We start from the raw sequence: 17,866 nt of genomic DNA, 5'->3' as shown, positions 1-17,866 counted from the left end.
GTTTCATCTTGCTCCCTGATGTTCTATCATGCGCCCACGCCAGCCTTGTCATCACTCAGGAGTATTTACACCTCATGTCGGACATGATCCTTGCCAGAGTCTCACAATCCTTAGCCACGGAGCAGTCAGTTGAGAGTCTGGTACGCCAACTTCTGGAAATGCTGGAAGTAGTGACTGAGATGGAATCTACATACTTGACCAAGGTCGATCTGGATGCCCGTCTGCAGCATATTCTGTATGCGCGTAATAGCTGCCAAATGCAGATCCCCGAAGGGCTGTCCGTACCGTGGGATGAGACGCTGTGCAAACGCGCTATTGAGGAAAACTGTCTGTACAGCGACAACGTGCCCGTACGATGGCCGGAATGTACCACCGCTCGCGCACTGGACATCACCACTTTTCTGAGTACTCCCGTTCATCTTCCGGACGGAACGTTTTACGGTACGCTCTGCGCCACCAGTCGCCGCCAGCATGCGTTAAGCGAACGTGGTGAACAGGTGTTGCATCTGTTTGCCGGACTAATCGCCCAGTCTATTCAAAAAGAGTCGCTGGTTGCTCAGTTACGTGAAGCGAACGCTGCGCTGATTGCTCACTCCTACACCGATGCCCTGACCGGATTACCGAATCGGCGCGCAATTTTTGAAAATGTAGAGACCCTTTTTTCGCTCGCCCGCCACCTCAGGCAGAAGATAGTTGTCGCCTATATCGATTTGGATGATTTCAAATTGATCAATGACCGCTTTGGCCACGAGGTTGGCGACCAGTTCCTGATCCAGATTGGGCACCGCCTGCTGCGTAAATGTAGTGATAATGACATTCTCGGTCGACTGGGCGGTGACGAATTTTTAGTCGCTCGCCTGTCGCCGGATGATGACAGGGAGCAACGCGTTCGTCTGCAGCAGGTGAAACATCAGTTGCAGCAGCAAATTTGCGGCGACTACCACCTGGGCGATATTCATCTGTTTTATCCTGGCGCCAGTCTGGGCGTGGTGGAAATTGATCCGCTGGAGACTGATGTAAACTGTGCGCTTCACCTCGCAGACAGCGCAATGTACAAGGATAAAAAACGTCAGGATAAAACCGCTTTTGTCGTACATTAACCCCTGCTATGCTGACTCGTCTTTAAATAACTCTGGTAGATAATCGTATGCGACTCGGTATTATTTTCCCTGTCATTATTTTCATTTCCGCTGTCGTTTTCTTATCCTGGTTTTTTATTGGCGGTTACGCTGCGCCTGGAGCATAACGATGAAAAAAACAACGCTTATTATGATTGGCGTGGCTATCATCGTGGTTCTGGGCACGGAACTGGGGTGGTGGTAACCAAAGAAAAAGGCCACTTATCAGTGGCCTCTATTGTCTGCATGTTTACTTAACTTTTGACTTTTCTATAGATAAACAGCACCACAATCGCACCGATAACCGCTACGACAAAACTGCCAAAATTGAAACCATCAACTTTACCAAAACCAAAGAAGGTACTGATCCAGCCACCCACTACCGCACCGACAACCCCTAAGATGATGGTCATAAAGAATCCGCCGCCATCTTTACCCGGCATAATCCATTTTGCCAAAATCCCAGCGATAAGACCGAAAATCACCCATGAAATAATGCCCATAATATCCCTCACTTATGTTTTTAAGTTAACGATTCGCTCGTTGTATAAAAGCATAGCATAGCGCTGAAAAATTAAAATTTGTGATCGGTATCACCTGCTATTTTCATCTTTTTCTGATCTTTCATAAGGTTAAACCATTCGATGCGACATTTTCCCTGACGTAGCTCGTCATTAATGTCGAATCGTCAGTCATTCTGCTTTACTCATTCGCCCTCAGTCCCTGCAATTACTGGGTTTTCACTTCTGGCACGATTTATGCTTAAACAACCGGTCACTATGACAAATCGTAGTCCGCGATGCGTATCGCGCGGCTCCGTTTACAATTCGCGCTATTTCAGCATTTAACAGGTCTGTTATTGATGAAAAAAATCACCAGTGTATGCCCATACTGTGGGGCCGGGTGCAAGCTCAAGCTTGTTGTTGAGAATAACAAAATCATCCGCGCCGAGGCCGCAGAGGGTGTAACGAACCAAAATCAGTTATGCCTGAAAGGCTACTATGGTTGGGATTTTCTTAACGACACTCGCCTTCTGACTCCCCGTCTGACTCGCCCGATGATCCGTTATGAAAAAGGTGGAAAATTCACTCCCGTTAGCTGGGATGAAGCCATTCGTTACACCGCAAAACGCTTATCTGAAATCAAAAATACCTATGGCCCCCGCGCCATTATGACCACCGGGTCTTCACGTGGAACAGGGAATGAAACCAACTACGTGATGCAAAAATTCGCACGTGGCGTTCTCCATACCAATAATGTCGATTGCTGCGCCCGTGTCTGTCACGGCCCTTCCGTTGCCGGGTTACAGGAAACATTAGGCAATGGCGCCATGAGCAATTCCATCAGCGACATTGAAAACTCAAAATGCCTGCTGATCTTTGGCTATAACTGCGCCGACTCGCACCCGATCGTGGCTCGCCGGGTAATTAAAGCTCGCCAGAACGGCGCAAAAATCATTGTCTGCGACCCACGTCGTATTGAAACTGCTCGTATAGCTGACCAACATTTGCAGTTAAAAAACGGTTGTAATATGGCACTGGTTAACGCCTTTGGCCATGTCCTCATCGAAGAGCAACTCTACGATCGCGAGTATGTACAAAAGCATGCGGAAGGACTGGAAACATACTGGGAAACCGTGAAGGACTATGCACCTGAAGCCGTTGAACATTTAACGGGTGTTCCCGCACAGCAGGTTCGTCAGGCGATGCGTACATTTGCCGCAGCGCCATCGGCAACCGTGATGTGGGGAATGGGCGTCACCCAGTTTGGCCAGGCCGTTGACGTGGTTCGTGGTTTGTCGAGCCTGGCGTTGCTGACCGGCAATCTGGGACGTCCTAACGTCGGCGTTGGGCCGGTGCGTGGGCAGAATAACGTGCAAGGCGCGTGCGATATGGGGGTACTGCCTAACCAGTTCCCTGGGTATCAGGACGTGACCGATTTCACCGTCAGGGAGAAATTCGCCAACGCCTGGGGCATTGACGTCAATCAGATGGATGACAAGGTTGGGACGCGCATCACCGAAGTTCCGCATCTGGCTATTGAAGGCAAAATTAAAGCCTACTACATCATGGGGGAGGATCCGTTGCAAACCGAGGCCGATTTAGGTCTGGTCCGCGAAGGGTTTAACGCGCTCGATTTTATTGTCGTGCAGGATATCTTCATGACCAAGACAGCGGAAATGGCCGACGTCCTCCTGCCGGCCACCTCCTGGGGCGAACACGGCGGCGTCTTTACCTGCGCCGATCGTGGATTCCAGCGTTTTGAAAAAGCGATTGAACCCTCAGGTGATGTCAAGCGTGACTGGGAGATCATCAGCCTGCTGGCCAGTGAAATGGGCTATCCCATGCGGTATCAAAGTAACCAGCAAATCTGGGATGAGATGCGCGAGCTGTGCCCGCTGTTCTACGGCGTAACCTATGAGAAAATGGGTGAAATGGGGCATGTTCAGTGGCCATGTCCGGAGCTCGATCACCCCGGCACACCTTACCTTTACGCGAACAGCCAGTTTGATACCGCCAATGGCAAAGGCAAACTGTTTGCCGCACAATGGCGAGCACCCGCAGAGGTTCCTGATGAAAAGTATCCGCTGGTCCTGTGTACCGTGCGTGAAGTTGGGCACTACTCCTGTCGTTCAATGACCGGCAACTGCGCAGCGCTGCAAGCCCTGGCAGATGAGCCTGGGTACGTGCAAATCAATACTCATGATGCAGAAAAACTGGGTATTCGTCATCGTGACCTGGTATGGGTCAGCTCGCGTCGTGGTAAGGTCATCAGCCGCGCCGATGTATCCGAGCGTATCAATGCCGGAACGGTGTATATGACCTACCAATGGTGGATTGGTGCGTGTAACGAGTTAACCCAGGATAACCTCGATCCTATTTCGAAAACGCCGGAAACCAAATATTGCGCCGTAAGTATTGAGCACATTAGCGATCAGGGATGGGCTGAAAAGTATGCCGCACAGACGTATAGCGACATGAAATCACGCTTGTGCGAGGCCATTGCGTAAGTCACCTCGCTAACCGCCTGAGTCTGGTCATCCAGACTCAGGTATTTTCTCGTTACTTCGCCAGCTGTGGTTCACTAAAGCGAATAGCAGCAGATTCTTCCTGCTTATCCCGCTGCATAAAACCGAGGTTCATCAGGAACAATCCTACCATAAACGGGAGTTCATACAGCTCTTCAATGAGATCGCCGTACTGCGCGTTGTGCAAAAAGACAGGGGCCAGCAGACGATGATGCTCTACCGTATCGGAGATCAAAAATGCACAGGTGGTGATCGCTAACAGCCATAGCGGCAGCGGTTCATTGCGTAAGCGACGGGCAATATCCTGGCGTAAGCGTTTTGATATCAGGACAGGCAGAATAATCATTGCAATCAATACCACTGAGATAACTCTGAACAGAAGTTTAGGGTGCTCGGGGAAATAATCACGGCCCCAACTGGTACTGCGACCCAGCAACACCAACCACCACACAGCCGCCCAAAGCCAAAATTGTTTCTCGCCTTCAGGACGTGATAAAGGCCGGATGTAGCTGAGAGTAAAAAGCGCTCCAAACAGCAGCCATAACGCCTGGCCATTCTCAATCCATCTGACGACAGTACCGTTGAGCAAAGGTAGATTCCAGTTCGCAGTGAACGGGATCGCTACGATGATCAGCCCAAGAATGAAAGTGGGTAATGTTAGTCGGGTATTCAGTTTCATAAGCGAGGTTCTGTATTGTGACTGTTTCACGATCATAACCCCTGTGAATGATCCAACATTAGCAATCAATGCGGATTTCTTAAGGTATTCTTAAGAAATCTTTTTCCGGATATTTCCAGGTTTAACACGGATAAAAAAACCGCTCTGCGCCAGAGAAACGCAGTGCGGTTTATAAATCAAAAACGAAAATATGCAATCAGAGGCAGAGGCTAACATCTACCAGCCGCAGACGTCGTGCTCATTCTCGGTATCGTATGAACGTACCGTATTGACCAGGTCTTTAACCACTTCAGCGGCCACATCCGGAATCAACAGCGTCATCGGCGCTTCAGTTTCATAATCGACTGACACGCCGTTGCTGTTATTGGTCACTGTTACGGTATAGGTTGCTTTGCCCATGATTTACTCCTTGCCGGTGCGCACGACTTTTCGTTGATTCGCGCTCTCCATCAGAACTTCCGGGGCAACGAAAAAATCGATATTAAAGTAAGTGTCGTCGGTCATCACTTCGATGTTATGCCATTTTTCCGGTGGAAAAACGCCAAACTGACCGGCTTCAATAACCATCACCTCTACGGGCTCCGGGCTATGTTCATCTGCGTATCCGAGATATTTGACCGCCCCCTGCATAACCGAAAGTCGAGGATAAACCCCGGCACGGGTTCCTTTATCAAGGTGGCGTTCGAAAATTCCGGCAGGTGCCGTTTCTTTGTTCCAGAATGGAGTAGAGCGTGTATGGATATGGTTCTGTGGAATTTGAAGCATTTTTCTTCCCTTTTCCAGTCGACAACCAGCGAGTTCTTACTGAACCGCTGCTGTACACAGGGTACGCCTCATAATATACATTTAAAATACCATTTATTGGTTATAACAATACAATTATAAATGAATTGCAGGGTGTAATATTGAAGGCCCGCCGTAACCAACGGGCCAATGGCGTCACGACTGAAGCGTGGCCAGACGAGCGGCAAAACCAACAAAAATCAGACCAATAAGGGAATTACCCACTTTGGCCAGTTTTTTCTTCGTACGGATATACTGCGTCACGAACGCGCCGGAGAAAATAAGAAAGCTCAGATAGAAAAAGCTCACTATCTCAAGCGTAATAGCCAAAATAAAGAATGACAGCCCTGAGTGCGGCGCATTGACATCAATAAACTGCACGAAGAACGACACATAAAACAAAATAGCTTTAGGATTCGTCAGGCTCAGAATTAACGCACGTTTAAAAATAGCGCCAAACGGGACTTCTTCAGGCGCGGCATCGCCAGCTTTCGATTTCAGTGTTGCATACAGGATCTTCGCACCGAGGTACAGCAGATAAAACGCGCCAAGATAGCGAACGATGTTGAACAAAACGGGCGTTGTTTTGATCAATGCGGCAACTCCGGCATAGGCCAAAAACATTAACACGGCATCGCCAATAAACACACCGCTTGCGGCGAGATAACCGCCCTTCACTCCCCGACCAACGCTGTTCTTCAACACAAATATCGTATTTGGCCCCGGTACCAGCACGATAAAAATAGCCCCCACCAGATACGTCCAGTAATTCAGAACTCCATACTCTGCGAACACGTTAACCTCTTCCTGAAAAAACACATGCACTTGCTGCGAGACAATATGCTAACGAATGCATCGGGTGATGGAAAGAGAAGGTTATGAATTAAAAAACCCGCCACTGGTGACGGGTGTGTACAGATAAGGTTAGCCCGGATTAATGGTGCAGCATCTCATCCACAACCTCTTCTCCCTTCAACTGGTAAGGGTAGTAGGTAGGCCAGTTTTCCATCTCTTCAAGCAAGGCTGCCTGCGAGGTATTTCCCATAAAAATATGGAAGTGGCTCGATTTACGCGGCGCGATAATATGATCGCTGAATTGCACGTATTTAGGTGCTTTGCTGTTAGCGTCTTTACACTCAAACAGATAACGTACACCTTTCTTGCCTGACTTATAGTGCAGAATTTTATAACCGGCGTAGTCGTATTTACATGATGCAACCTGATTACCGGTGTGAAATTCCATTACGTCATTTTCGATGCCGATGGTGTCTACGTTGGTTGCATAACCTTTACGGTAGTAATCTTTAATTTGTTCTGCCGTTTTGCTTTTGTCTTTCTCCGCTTTCTTTTTGAAGACCGGATCAAGCTCGCCGCTGACCAGATACGGATAGACAGATTGCCACATGCCATCCCAGTCGGTCAGCGCCCTATTTTGCACCTGGTTATCATCAAAAACCCCTTCCGACGCCTTTTGTTCTGCTTCGCTCATCGGCGCACCATGGGAATGATGACCGTGCGCCATAACCGAACCACTGACTACAAGCATCCCCAGAGCAATTGTCAGTTTTTTAATACAAATAGCCAAAATTTCACCCTCAAATCATTTGCGAGTGAATGTTATAATATAACATATCAATTTAATCAATAGATCAGCTACAAGCCTTATCTCATTTCACGTTACAAGGAGTTTGCTGGAACAAAGCTGCTCAAGCAGGGCCTGTTGATGGCTGATAATCAGCATAGCCAATGGCCGATGCTGGCATTCTTCAAGCAGCAGCGCCCAGATATCCCGTTGAATGGAAGGATCGAGCTGGGCGGTAATTTCATCAGCAATAAGAAAACGTGTCCGCGGGTCCAGCGCACGAAGTAAAGCAATTCGCGCCAGTTCACCGCCAGAAAGTTGTCCGGGGCGGCGAGTTAACCACTCTGGGTTGATGTGAAGACGGGTAAGCATTTCAGCATCCGGTCGCCAGGCATCATGAACCGCATCACCGGTGCTGCGTCGGGGGTTAAAAGTTAATTCCGGATGCTGTGGCACCAGTTGCACCGGGCAATACTGGTGCATCGGCAACGGTTGTTCATCAACCAGAATGTCACCCGAAGTTGGTTTCTGCCAGCCCGCCAGCACGCGTCCCAGCGTCGTTTTGCCCGTCCCACTTGGCGCACAAATCCCAATACGTTCTCCAGGGTGTAGAGAGAAGGTCAGATTTTGCCACAGAACCTTTTCTCCCTGACGGATTGTTACATCACGACAGCACAACATCGCGCTCTCCAAAAAGTTGATTTCTTTCAGGCAGCGCCCGCCATTGTCGTTGCAGATGTTCGCTAATCTCTCCGCGTAACAGCTGTTCCCGGCTGACGTTATCCGACACCCTTCCCTGATGCAGCGCGACAATACGATCCGCATGGCGGGCCGCCAGCGTGAGGTCATGCGTTACCCATAAAACGCCAGCCCCTTGCTCACATTGCTCACGCAACTGTTCAAGGAGTTGATTAGCCAGAGGTGCATCAAGCCAGGCGGTAATTTCATCCGCCAGAATATAGCGAGCCTGACTCAGAGACGCATGACAGGCCAGGACACGTTTCGCCATACCGCCTGAAAGCTGGCGCGGAAAAGCATCTAATACGCGACTTTCCAGTCGGCTACGCTGGAGCAATCGTTCAATTTTTCCGGCATTCCATTGTTGGCCAGAAAGCTGGCATGCCCTGCGCAGATGCTTTTCAATCGAGAGCAGCGGGTTAAGCGCCTGAACGCCTTGCGGGACATAGCTGAAGGTATTGCCACGACATTTGCGAATATCATCGCTGTTCAGCGTTTTTCCCTCCAGCGTGATAGTGCCCTGGAAGCGCAAATTCTCTGGTAAGAGATCGAGCAGGCATTGCAGCAGCAGGCTCTTACCCTCCCCGCTTCCTCCCACTAACGCCACCATTTGACCCGGTGCCACGTCGAAAGAGATATCCTGCAACAGCGAAGACCAGTTTCTCGCGCCATACCAGCGATAACGCGCCACCTCCAGCGAGACCTGTCTTAAACTCAACATGCGTCACCTCGTAACCATAAACGATGTACCGCCCTTGCGAGCTGATCGAATAACATCACCAGACTGAACAGCATCAGTCCTGGAAACAGCACCAACCACCAATCGCCATGACTGATAAATCTCAGCGCATCCGCCAGCAGCAGTCCCAGTGACGGTTCATGCGGTGCCAGCCCAAAACCGAGGAAGCTTAACGCCGCACTGTGCAACACCGCGTGGGGAAACATCAGTAGTGTTCCCGTTAGCCATTGAGGTAATAAGGCGGGTAGATAGTGATGTCGCCAGCAGTAAAAATGGCCGTGCCCCAGACGCCAGGTCAGCGTCAAGTAGTCACTGTGGGCCACGCGCTGCGCTTCAGCACGCAGGATTAGCGCCAAACGCGGCCAGTGGGTCAGCGCAACCGCCATAATCACGCCGTTTTTCCCACCGCCCAGCGTAAAACAGATCAAAATGAGCAACAGCAGATGCGGCATCGACAGCATGGCATCGGTAATCAGGCGCATAAGCACATCCAGACGCGGATGTATGCGCGAAACCGCCGCCATCACTAACGCGATGAAACCGCTACACAACGCCGCACCAATACCAATTTGCAGACTGGTTAGTGCACCCTGAAAACAACGGATCCACAGGTCGCGACCAAGGTTGTCGGTGCCAAACCAGTACAGCGCATCAGGCGGTAAATGCCGGGCGAGCAGATTAACGCTCAACGGGTTATCCAGCATTGCGGCACCATACACTGCAATGAATAACAGGCAGCTAAAAGAGAGCAAAAGACGAATCAGCGTCGGCGTCGGGTTATAGAGCATCAGGTCGTTCCAGAGCACGGTTCAACATACGGACAAGCCAGGTAGACAGCGAGTTACCAATAAACACCAATACGGTACTGAACAATACAATTCCCATCAGTAACGGCAGATCTCCACGTAATCCGGCATCAATAGTGGCCTGCCCCAGTCCCGGGTAAGCAAAGACTTTTTCGGCCAATAATGCGCCTCCCAACAACTCCCCCAGCGAGGCAAACTGCAAACACAGCGCAGGCGTAATTGCATGACGCAGAACCTGATGGCGTAACAGTGACCAGCCTTTATCTCCCTGAGAACGCGCAAAACGGACAAAATCGCTTTTCATCACGCTGGCGATGCTTTCCCGTGTATGAAGCGTAATTTGTCCCAGTCCCAGCAAACTGAGCGCGCAAACGGGAAGCACCAGATGGCGCAGACGCTCAGACAGCGTCGCCATATCGCCGCTATTGCCCGGCTCCCACGCGCAGCAGACCGGAAATACCGGCCAGCGCACGGCAAATAATGCCAGCAACAGCATGCCAATCCAGAAGGTCGGCAGCGAAGAAAGCAGATAACTGAGGCGACAGATTGCTTTATCCGGCCAGCGATTCAGGTAGCGACCCGCGACAAACCCCATTGCCGTTCCCAATATGCCAGAGAGTAGCCACGCGCCACCAAGCAGCGCAAACGAAGTCGCAAAGCGCTCCTTGATCACGCTGGCAACCGGCGCGTTAAACAACATTGAGTAGCCGAGATCGCCCTGTAATACACGGCCAAACCAGTGACCAAAACGCTCCCATAGCGGTTGGTCCAATCCCCAGCGAGCCGCGATACGCGCATATTGCTCCGGCGGCACATGCAGGAGATCGTTGCCGATATAAGCCCGAATCGGATCGACCGGAGAAAAGCTGAGCAGCACAAAAGTGCCAGCCGCAACCAGCACTAATAACACTATCAGCCGTAGAAAATGGCCCACAACAGACTTCATCAACGGCAGGTCCAGGTCCATTCATCCAGATTATTGAGCAGTGACCAGCTACCGTGAATCTCCGGTGCGCCTTTACCTAAGTCAATACACGGATTTGCCAGGTAGGTATGCTGAATATTCAGCAGCCATGCCCAGGCAGCATCGCCCTGCACGCCAGCCCCTTGCTTGCCATCCCACTCAACTTGCTGCCAGAACGGCAACGCTTTTTGCCAGTCCGGAGCGTCAATTGCCTGTTTAAGATGCTGCTCAACGACAGGATTGCTGTAATAGCCTGGATTGTAATATTCCACGCCCGCAGCCTGATTACTGTAGTGATGGAAAAGCTCCATCGGATCCAGACTTCCCCAGCCAAACAGCGTCGGGTTGGCATGCATATGCCGCTCAACAGTTTCCCAGCTCCCGGATTGCAGAGAAATCTGAATACCCACTGGCTCCAGCATCGCACGTACGGCTTCGGCTAAATCCCGGCGTGTACTGTCACCGCTGGCGTACCACAACGTTAAGCGAGCCTCTTTACCGTCCTTCACACGTACGCCATCTTTACCCACCTTCCAGCCGGCTTCTTCCAGAATCGTTCGCGCTTTTTCGCTATCGCCATCTTTGAACGCAACTGATTGTCCCTGCCATGGCAGACCCTGAACCGCGCTATACGCCGGAATCGCATGACCTTCCATGACCTGATCGGCAAGCTGCTTACGGTCGATGGCGTAGTTGATGGCGCGCCTGATGGCAACATCGGCAGTGATATCGTTCCCAATCGGATAGCCATTGGCGTCTTTTTTACCTGCAGGAACCATCGGGAACACAATGCCCCGGTTTTCCACGCTGTCGCGTACCCAAAGTTTCAAATTTTTCTGCTGAGGAGCGACCGCCATCGACGGCGCGATACGTACGAGTCCCAGTTGGCCGCTGCGCGCTGCGGCATAAGCGTTATCTTCATCAAGGAAGACAAACACCAGCTTACTGAAATCATTTTTCTTACCGGCATACCAGGGGTTAGCCTCAACGATCAACTGCTGCCCCGGCTGAAAACTCACCAGTCGATACGGACCCGCGCCAATCGGATTTTTAGCGAATGTTTTTTCGTCATACCGTTTTTGCGGAACAATTCCTAATGAACCCAGCACGTTCACAAAGGTACTTTGCGGGCTACGCAACGTAATTTCTACCGTGCGGTTATCTTTCAGACTGGCATGGGTGAAGTTTCCCATGTCGATTTTGCCGCCGCTTTTTGCTGCTTTGTTATAGGTGAACACCACATCTTCAGCGGTTAGCGGCGAACCATCAGAGAATTTAAGGTCAGGTTTTAACGTCAACGTCCAGGTTTTGCCGTCTGAGCTGGTCTCTACTTTTTCCGTCAGCAGGTTTCCCCAGCTCATATCTGCATTTTGTTTTAATAATGGTGCATGCAAAAGCAGATAGCTGCCATGACTCCAGCCCAACATCGGGTCAAAACCTTCCGTTGGCTCCGGTCCAATTGCCAGTTTTAACGTCTGCCCTTCGCTCGCATTTTGCGCGGCGAGAAGTGGTGAGGTTAATGCGAGAGTCAATGCGCACGTAAGCAGTGCCAGCTTGCCTTTGATCATTATGTTATCCAGATTTACGTTATTTTTATGCTGCATAACGATTTACAGTCGTTAAGCAGTCTCCTGGGGAAGGGATTATGGCGGACAGAAATGACGAAAAAAATGATGCGGCGCAGAAAAGTATGACGATTTTCTAAAATTATCATACTTTTTTCTGATACTCCGTTATGAGTACGATGTGAATCTCAAAATATAGATTAATCCCTCGCCATTTATTCAAAGGAATATTAATCCCTATCTAATAATTACTCATGCTGACTATTTACCCTTCCTGCCATTTCCTTATCTAAAATTAATGACAATTTATGTATATTTATTCAAAAAAAACACCAGAAGTGACAAGTTATGTAAATTTGTAATGATAATTATTTGTATTATCATTACGATCACTTATCTTACTGCCTTTGATTTTTAACAAAGGAAGTTTGACTATGCGTTTAAAACCCGTTGCCTCTGTCGTTCTGTCCTGTTTAGGATTTTCCAGCCCCCTGGTATTTGCTGAAGATGTCATGGTGGTAACCGCTTCCGGTTACGAAAAGAAAATCACCAATGCCGCCGCCAGCGTCTCTGTTATTTCGCAGCAAGAGTTACAAACCAATAAATATAATGACTTAGGTGAAGCCCTGCGTTCTGTTGAAGGGGTAGATGTTGAAAGCAGCACCGGTAAAACTGGCGGTCTGGAGATCAGCATCCGTGGCATGCCCGCCAGCTATACCTTGATCCTGATTGACGGTATTCGTCAAAACGGCAGCAGCGACGTGACGCCAAACGGCTTCTCTGCCATGAATACCAGCTTTATGCCCCCGCTGGCGGCAATCGATCATATTGAGGTTATCCGCGGCCCGATGTCGACGCTTTATGGCTCCGACGCAATCGGTGGCGTGGTGAATATCATCACCAAAAAAAGCACCGATAAATGGAGCACTTCCATCAATACCGGCGTTAACCTGCAAGAGAGCAATAAATGGGGTAACAGTACGGTCGCCAACTTTTGGTCAAGCGGCCCGTTAATCGCGGGCGTACTGGATATGCAGGTTCGGGGGAGCACAACTCAGCGTCAGGGTTCCAGCGTCACTTCGCTGAGCGATACCTCTTCCACCCGCGTACCTTATCCAACCGAGTCGGAAAACTACAATATTGGTACGCGATTCGACTGGACAGCCAATGAAAGCAATACGCTGTGGCTGGATCTCGACTCCGCCAGACAGCGTTATGATAACGATGACGGTCAGTTGGGTAACCTGACGGGAGGTTATGATAAAACGCTGCGCTATGAGCGTAACAAAGTGACCCTCGGCCACGATACCGCCTTAACGTTCGGCACCTGGAAATCCTCCCTCGGCTGGAATGAAACCGAGAACAAGGGCCGACAACTAGTCTCCTCCGCACTCACGCCAGAGAACGCAGGTCGGGCCGGTGACGCGCGTGAACTGAAGAACACCAACGTCATTCTGGACTCCGTGCTGCTGACACCACTAGGTGATTCGCATCTGTTAACCCTCGGCGGGGAATATTGGGATGCACGGATGAAAGATGGTGTGGTGCTGGCCAATACCGGCGAGACGTTCCACCAAAAAACGTGGGCAGCCTATGCCGAAGATGAATGGCATATTCTCGATTCGCTGGCCTTAACCGCAGGAACACGCTATGAGCATAACGATGTCTTTGGCGGTCATCTCAGCCCACGTGCGTATATGGTCTGGGACGTATCTGATGAATGGACCCTCAAAGGCGGCGTAACGACAGGTTATAAAGCACCATCACTGAGCCAGTTACATAACGGGATCAGCGGTGTAACCGCGCAGGGAACGGTGAATACAGTCGGTAACCCGGACCTCAAACCTGAGGAAAGCATCAGCTACGAAACCGGGCTGTATTACGAGAACAACGCCGGGCTTAACGCCAACATTACCGGCTTCTATACTGAATACAAAAATAAAATTGTCTCGTATTCTATCGATGATAATACCAACAGTTATACCAACAGCGGCAAGGCGAGGACCGATGGCGTTGAATTTGCCAGCACCTTCCCTCTATGGTCGGATGTGCTGACCTTATCTCTCAACTACACCTACACTCAGAGCAAGCAAAAAGATGGTGACAATAAAGGCGCGCCGTTAAGCTATACACCAAAGCATATGGCTAACGCCCGTCTGAACTGGCAGGCAACGGAAGATATGAACGCCTGGCTGAGCGCACGTTATCGCGGTAAGGCCCCACGCTTCACGGAAAATTACGACAATCTCAGCGCAGTACAAAAAGCCGTCTATGACGATAAAGGTGCTAATTTAAAAGCCTGGACCGTCCTGGACATGGGAATGTCTTACAAACTGACCAAAGATCTGACACTTAATACGGCAGTTAATAACGTGCTGGATAAAGACTTTAGCGAGGTTAAACTTTACCAGGTGGGCCGTAATAGCACCTACGCAGGTGATTATTATCAGACTGCACAATCCACTACCGGATACGTAAACCCGGGCCGTAACTACTGGGTATCGTTAAACTATCAGTTCTAATGTTGTTTTCCCTTCCTGACGGACTGGAATTGATAGCCCGTCAGGAATTATGTTACATCAAATAACAGGCGGATGATGTTATAAAATCGCACTCTTTATAAGGATATGATTAAAACACTCTCAGCCACCTGTAACTAAAAGTAACTAATTTTCATGTTAAATTCTTACCAGGCAAGAACACCAGAATCAGATTTATTCACACAACAAATGCCTAGATTTTAAAAACCGAAAAACAAAAGCCAACATCATCATATTTTTCTGAGTTACCAGACCTTACTCTCAAAAAACATTTATCAAAATAATAATAAAAATACATTCACATAATCAATTCTTCAAGTTTAAAAAACAAAAAGAAACATCTTCTTTGATTTGGAACGGATACTCAATGTTATTATTTCAAAAATAACATCCACGGTAACCGCCATGCTCATCACACACGAAATACTTAATGGAATAATGGGTGAAAGAGTTTCCGATGATTGTATTATTTACTTGTCTGGACCTTCATCATTAGATACGCCCCTTGAGATAATGCGTAGTAAAAGCTGCATTTGCGTAAATGGTAGCGCAGGCTATTTAATTAACAACAATATCCCTGTATTTCTTTATGTTGTTTGTGACGGTTCTTTTTATGAAAACAATAAAGACTTATTTTATAAGTATTCCGCCTATGCTCAGCATACCTTTATTAGTGAAGATGTTATTAAAAGAGCTAATTCAACAGAGGCAGAGAGCTTGCTCAACACATGTTTTCTGTTAAAGGACATTTGCAAATCCAGAGGTGGTATCGGTAGAAAGATTCGCTATAAAATAAAAACAATGACTAACAGGAATCTTCGAATTAAATGCTCTGCATTCAGAAAAGTGAAAACAATTGCATTTTCAACTGATGTAGCACATGGTCATTTTGGTAGTGCTACGGTCGCATTTAGCGCGTTACAAATAGCCATTAGTCTAAAATTTGAAAGAATAATTTTTTCAGGTTTAGATTTGAAAGGTAGCTGTAAACGGTTTTACAATGAAGTTAACGCTCAACCCACGACTCTACCCGCTGATCTTAGCTTTATATTAAGATCATTTTCTTATGTAAGTAGCCACTATGACGGTAAGATCTACAATCTTTCTCCACAAACAGCTATTCCCTACGATGTTATTCCGTTCATCAATACAGAAGAAGTAGCTTGTTCCACCTCCTACTAGCAATACACCAACGATAAGAATATTTAAATGATTAATACAGAAACACCCCTTCATGCACCATTAGATACAATGCCAAAACAATAACCCCGACGATACCACCTAAAAACAGTGCTGCGGCAATCACAAGCTGGTTGCGGTTTGTGTACTTCGTATTGTTTCGTACATCCAACTCTTTTTTCGCTGCACTGTGACTTGAATCACGCTCCATCGCGAATGTTATATCTGCCATGCCATTATCCAGTTGCTGTATATGAAAACACAAATAACCACTACATCGATAAGGGTATAGATTTTAAATAACATAATCTGAGATTTGTCTCACAATAAAGATAATCATCGGATTTTTACTCCCGAAGCAGATTTCATGCCCCCTTTTCATCAATAAGGTTATCCTGTATTTATTCGACAAAAACCTTCACTTTAGGCTTTGCCAGCAGAATAATGACAAACTCAGTGAAGGTTACTGGTTTATAGAAATAGTACCCTTGCAGGAAAACAATGTTGTTTTTGTTGAGATAATCGAGCTGGGCCTTCGTTTCAACTCCTTCTGCAACGATGCTTAAAGATAGCTTGCGCGCCAGATCGAGAACACAATCCAAAATTCGGGTTGAATCGGGAAGATCATTAACCCTTCCCACAAAGCTCTGATCGATTTTAATGTAATCAATGTGCAGGTCATGCAAATAAGAAAGCCCGGAATAGCCCGTACCAAAATCATCAAGCGCAATCACAAAGCCAATTTCATGCAGGATATTAAGCCTCTGCACAAGTTCTTCATCTATATGTAATGGCTCACGCTCAGTAACTTCAATCACCAGGTTGAGATCATGGCGGCTGAAGCTATCTTTGAATTTCAGACACTCTTCAACAAATGTAGGGGTAGTGATATGGGATGCGCTGAAGTTAATACCGACATGGAATCCAGATGGCAGTTTGCTGGCAATGGCGTTCATATTCGCCGCAACCTGCCTCATCAGACTTTGAGTTAGTGGCACTATCAGTGCCTGATTTTTCGGCGACGGGAATGAAGGAGGCAGGAGAGATATATCCGGCTGTTGGATGTTTCCATCGGGCCAGCACTTCAACACCACGTAACGTCCCCTCACGACCATTTACGATAGGTTGATAAAAAGGCACGATCTCTCCTTTTACTATCGCTCTGCGCAACGTTTCTTCTGGGGTATCGTTCTTATTTAGATATTTATCAATGGCATAAGCGGCTGCGAAAGATATTAACAGGATAAAAACCAGAATCCCTGAACCTTGTGTAACCAGCCTTTTTGCACTAAACAATGGCGGTTCATTATAAATAATGCTGAACGGATACTTTGCGGAATTCACCTGACCAGACATCTGTGAGCTTGCTGTAACGGTTTTCACATCACCCAATAAACCAAGCACTTCGTCACCTACGAGTAGTGAATATGTCACCCCCTTTAACGGAACATTCAATGCTCCACGGATATGCACCCCGCTAATAGTGACAATGATGTGGTTGGTTTGAAAACGAGTTTGATACAGCAGAACGGGTATCTCATTTTCCGTATTTCTTGCGGGAGTAAGCAGCAAATTTGTATCAGTAATCACCGGAATTTGCTTAAGCAAGATCCGATTACCTGGCAGTGACGTACACCAAAGCTTCCCCTGTCGGATAATGATCAGCGTTCGCAAATGAGGGCGAAGTGCAGCTTCAGTTCCAAGTTGGTATTGACCCTCCAGATCGCATTTTTTTTCGGCGATGTGCATAGCGGTTCGAGTTGCCTGGAAAGCTTCATCCAGTATGTTATCCATATTTTTCGCGGCATATCTGGCTCCTCCAAGGATTTCTGTCGAAGAGGAATACCACAGCTGCATATTAAGAATAAAAACACCTATCAAAAAAAGACACACCGCAGCGGTTACCGGTAAAAGTACTTTGCGCATTCTCATGTCCCGTGGTGAAAACTGATCAGTCGTTGCGATGAGCATTGACGTGTTCTAATTTATCTCTACAGAGCATGGTAGATAGAATCAAAAGTCGCCATGCGCCCAGTCACACTTCCAAAGCTACAACATAAGAAATAAAAAATAATCCCTGGAAAGATCATAACGATAATGACATCCCTCCTTCCAATTTTGCTATCATATGAATGTACTAATAAG

Annotated in this window: 18 protein-coding genes and 1 pseudogene; 6 read left to right on the top strand and 13 right to left on the bottom strand. The window is 48.1% G+C overall.

Translation table 11 applies throughout. The annotated features are described in order from the left end of the window. Positions 1-74 precede the first annotated feature (74 nt). The 3 genes from G4551_RS09990 to yoaJ are packed head-to-tail and all read left to right on the top strand — an operon-like array spanning position 75 to position 1,323. Complete coding sequence (locus tag G4551_RS09990) at positions 75-1,100, top strand: sensor domain-containing diguanylate cyclase (RefSeq protein ID WP_003840865.1); 1,026 nt, start codon at positions 75-77, stop codon at positions 1,098-1,100. A 47-nt stretch (positions 1,101-1,147) separates the two neighbouring features. Beyond that, entirely contained in the window at positions 1,148-1,246 is a 99-nt protein-coding gene (locus G4551_RS09985) for a YoaK family small membrane protein (protein WP_032941789.1), read from the top strand. A 2-nt stretch (positions 1,247-1,248) separates the two neighbouring features. Continuing rightward, complete coding sequence (gene yoaJ, locus G4551_RS09980; RefSeq protein ID WP_099530266.1) at positions 1,249-1,323, top strand: protein YoaJ; 75 nt, start codon at positions 1,249-1,251, stop codon at positions 1,321-1,323. Positions 1,324-1,372: 49 nt separating this feature from the next. On the opposite strand, the gene G4551_RS09975 is transcribed toward yoaJ, so the two are convergent. After that, positions 1,373-1,621 carry a GlsB/YeaQ/YmgE family stress response membrane protein gene (locus G4551_RS09975; protein WP_003030729.1) on the bottom strand — a complete coding sequence of 83 codons (249 nt, stop codon included), beginning with the start codon at positions 1,619-1,621 and terminating at the stop codon, positions 1,373-1,375. A 359-nt stretch (positions 1,622-1,980) separates the two neighbouring features. On the opposite strand from G4551_RS09975, the gene fdhF reads away from it, so the two are divergent. Continuing rightward, positions 1,981-4,128: a formate dehydrogenase subunit alpha gene (gene fdhF / locus G4551_RS09970; protein WP_003030731.1), complete on the top strand. Its 2,148-nt coding sequence runs from the start codon at positions 1,981-1,983 to the stop codon at positions 4,126-4,128. Between the two features lie 52 nt (positions 4,129-4,180). Here the strand turns inward: fdhF and G4551_RS09965 are convergent, their stop codons facing one another. The 10 genes from G4551_RS09965 to G4551_RS09920 all read right to left on the bottom strand — a co-directional run bounded on the left by G4551_RS09965 (position 4,181) and on the right by G4551_RS09920 (position 12,041). Continuing rightward, positions 4,181-4,825: a hypothetical protein gene (locus tag G4551_RS09965; RefSeq protein WP_003840864.1), complete on the bottom strand. Its 645-nt coding sequence runs from the start codon at positions 4,823-4,825 to the stop codon at positions 4,181-4,183. 216 nt (positions 4,826-5,041) lie between these two features. Further along, a complete protein-coding gene (locus G4551_RS09960; protein WP_003840863.1) occupies positions 5,042-5,224 on the bottom strand; it encodes a DUF1869 domain-containing protein in 183 nt (60 codons plus the stop codon). Between the two features lie 3 nt (positions 5,225-5,227). Continuing rightward, positions 5,228-5,590, bottom strand: coding sequence for a DUF1971 domain-containing protein YeaR (gene yeaR, locus G4551_RS09955; protein ID WP_003030735.1), 363 nt, complete (start codon positions 5,588-5,590; stop codon positions 5,228-5,230). A gap of 174 nt (positions 5,591-5,764) precedes the next feature. Then, positions 5,765-6,403, bottom strand: a complete 639-nt coding sequence (gene leuE / locus G4551_RS09950; protein ID WP_003840862.1) for a leucine efflux protein LeuE — start codon at positions 6,401-6,403, stop codon at positions 5,765-5,767. A gap of 139 nt (positions 6,404-6,542) precedes the next feature. Next, a complete protein-coding gene (gene zinT / locus G4551_RS09945; protein WP_003840861.1) occupies positions 6,543-7,193 on the bottom strand; it encodes a metal-binding protein ZinT in 651 nt (216 codons plus the stop codon). An 87-nt stretch (positions 7,194-7,280) separates the two neighbouring features. Continuing rightward, positions 7,281-7,871 carry an ATP-binding cassette domain-containing protein gene (locus G4551_RS09940; RefSeq protein WP_003840860.1) on the bottom strand — a complete coding sequence of 197 codons (591 nt, stop codon included), beginning with the start codon at positions 7,869-7,871 and terminating at the stop codon, positions 7,281-7,283. Further along, a complete protein-coding gene (locus G4551_RS09935; protein ID WP_003840859.1) occupies positions 7,855-8,649 on the bottom strand; it encodes an ATP-binding cassette domain-containing protein in 795 nt (264 codons plus the stop codon). The genes G4551_RS09940 and G4551_RS09935 overlap by 17 nt, the downstream gene beginning before the upstream one ends. Continuing rightward, a complete protein-coding gene (locus tag G4551_RS09930) occupies positions 8,643-9,455 on the bottom strand; it encodes an ABC transporter permease (protein ID WP_003030742.1) in 813 nt (270 codons plus the stop codon). Before G4551_RS09930 ends, G4551_RS09935 begins: the two co-directional genes overlap by 7 nt. Next, positions 9,445-10,419 carry an ABC transporter permease gene (locus tag G4551_RS09925; RefSeq protein WP_003840858.1) on the bottom strand — a complete coding sequence of 325 codons (975 nt, stop codon included), beginning with the start codon at positions 10,417-10,419 and terminating at the stop codon, positions 9,445-9,447. Before G4551_RS09925 ends, G4551_RS09930 begins: the two co-directional genes overlap by 11 nt. Further along, a complete protein-coding gene (locus G4551_RS09920; protein ID WP_003840857.1) occupies positions 10,419-12,041 on the bottom strand; it encodes an ABC transporter substrate-binding protein in 1,623 nt (540 codons plus the stop codon). The genes G4551_RS09925 and G4551_RS09920 overlap by 1 nt, the downstream gene beginning before the upstream one ends. 395 nt (positions 12,042-12,436) lie before the next feature. Between G4551_RS09920 and G4551_RS09915 the strand changes: the two genes are divergently transcribed. Next, complete coding sequence (locus tag G4551_RS09915; protein ID WP_003840856.1) at positions 12,437-14,524, top strand: TonB-dependent receptor; 2,088 nt, start codon at positions 12,437-12,439, stop codon at positions 14,522-14,524. A 423-nt stretch (positions 14,525-14,947) separates the two neighbouring features. Beyond that, entirely contained in the window at positions 14,948-15,724 is a 777-nt protein-coding gene (gene waaZ / locus G4551_RS09910) for a 3-deoxy-D-manno-oct-2-ulosonate III transferase WaaZ (RefSeq protein ID WP_003840855.1), read from the top strand. 31 nt (positions 15,725-15,755) lie between these two features. Here the strand turns inward: waaZ and G4551_RS09905 are convergent, their stop codons facing one another. Both G4551_RS09905 and G4551_RS09900 read right to left on the bottom strand, forming a co-directional pair. Beyond that, on the bottom strand, positions 15,756-15,953 hold the full coding sequence (locus G4551_RS09905) for a hypothetical protein (RefSeq protein ID WP_003840854.1): 198 nt from the start codon (positions 15,951-15,953) through the stop codon (positions 15,756-15,758). Between the two features lie 169 nt (positions 15,954-16,122). Next, positions 16,123-17,647: pseudogene (locus tag G4551_RS09900) on the bottom strand (EAL domain-containing protein). Positions 17,648-17,866 lie beyond the last annotated feature (219 nt).

It is taken from the genome of Citrobacter freundii ATCC 8090 = MTCC 1658 = NBRC 12681 (assembly GCF_011064845.1).
Classification (GTDB): Bacteria; Pseudomonadota; Gammaproteobacteria; order Enterobacterales; family Enterobacteriaceae; genus Citrobacter; species Citrobacter freundii.
This window is presented reverse-complemented; position numbering and strand designations above follow the sequence as displayed.

Coding starts and splice junctions, on each gene's coding strand:
- G4551_RS09990 (WP_003840865.1), top strand. CDS start 75: ATGTCGGACATGATCCTTGCCAGAGTCTCACAATCCTTAGCCACGGAG.
- G4551_RS09985 (WP_032941789.1), top strand. CDS start 1,148: ATGCGACTCGGTATTATTTTCCCTGTCATTATTTTCATTTCCGCTGTC.
- G4551_RS09975 (WP_003030729.1), bottom strand. CDS start 1,621: ATGGGCATTATTTCATGGGTGATTTTCGGTCTTATCGCTGGGATTTTG.
- fdhF (WP_003030731.1), top strand. CDS start 1,981: ATGAAAAAAATCACCAGTGTATGCCCATACTGTGGGGCCGGGTGCAAG.
- G4551_RS09965 (WP_003840864.1), bottom strand. CDS start 4,825: ATGAAACTGAATACCCGACTAACATTACCCACTTTCATTCTTGGGCTG.
- G4551_RS09960 (WP_003840863.1), bottom strand. CDS start 5,224: ATGGGCAAAGCAACCTATACCGTAACAGTGACCAATAACAGCAACGGC.
- yeaR (WP_003030735.1), bottom strand. CDS start 5,590: ATGCTTCAAATTCCACAGAACCATATCCATACACGCTCTACTCCATTC.
- G4551_RS09940 (WP_003840860.1), bottom strand. CDS start 7,871: ATGTTGTGCTGTCGTGATGTAACAATCCGTCAGGGAGAAAAGGTTCTG.
- G4551_RS09935 (WP_003840859.1), bottom strand. CDS start 8,649: ATGTTGAGTTTAAGACAGGTCTCGCTGGAGGTGGCGCGTTATCGCTGG.
- G4551_RS09930 (WP_003030742.1), bottom strand. CDS start 9,455: ATGCTCTATAACCCGACGCCGACGCTGATTCGTCTTTTGCTCTCTTTT.
- G4551_RS09925 (WP_003840858.1), bottom strand. CDS start 10,419: ATGAAGTCTGTTGTGGGCCATTTTCTACGGCTGATAGTGTTATTAGTG.
- G4551_RS09920 (WP_003840857.1), bottom strand. CDS start 12,041: ATGCAGCATAAAAATAACGTAAATCTGGATAACATAATGATCAAAGGC.
- G4551_RS09915 (WP_003840856.1), top strand. CDS start 12,437: ATGCGTTTAAAACCCGTTGCCTCTGTCGTTCTGTCCTGTTTAGGATTT.
- waaZ (WP_003840855.1), top strand. CDS start 14,948: ATGCTCATCACACACGAAATACTTAATGGAATAATGGGTGAAAGAGTT.
- G4551_RS09905 (WP_003840854.1), bottom strand. CDS start 15,953: ATGGCAGATATAACATTCGCGATGGAGCGTGATTCAAGTCACAGTGCA.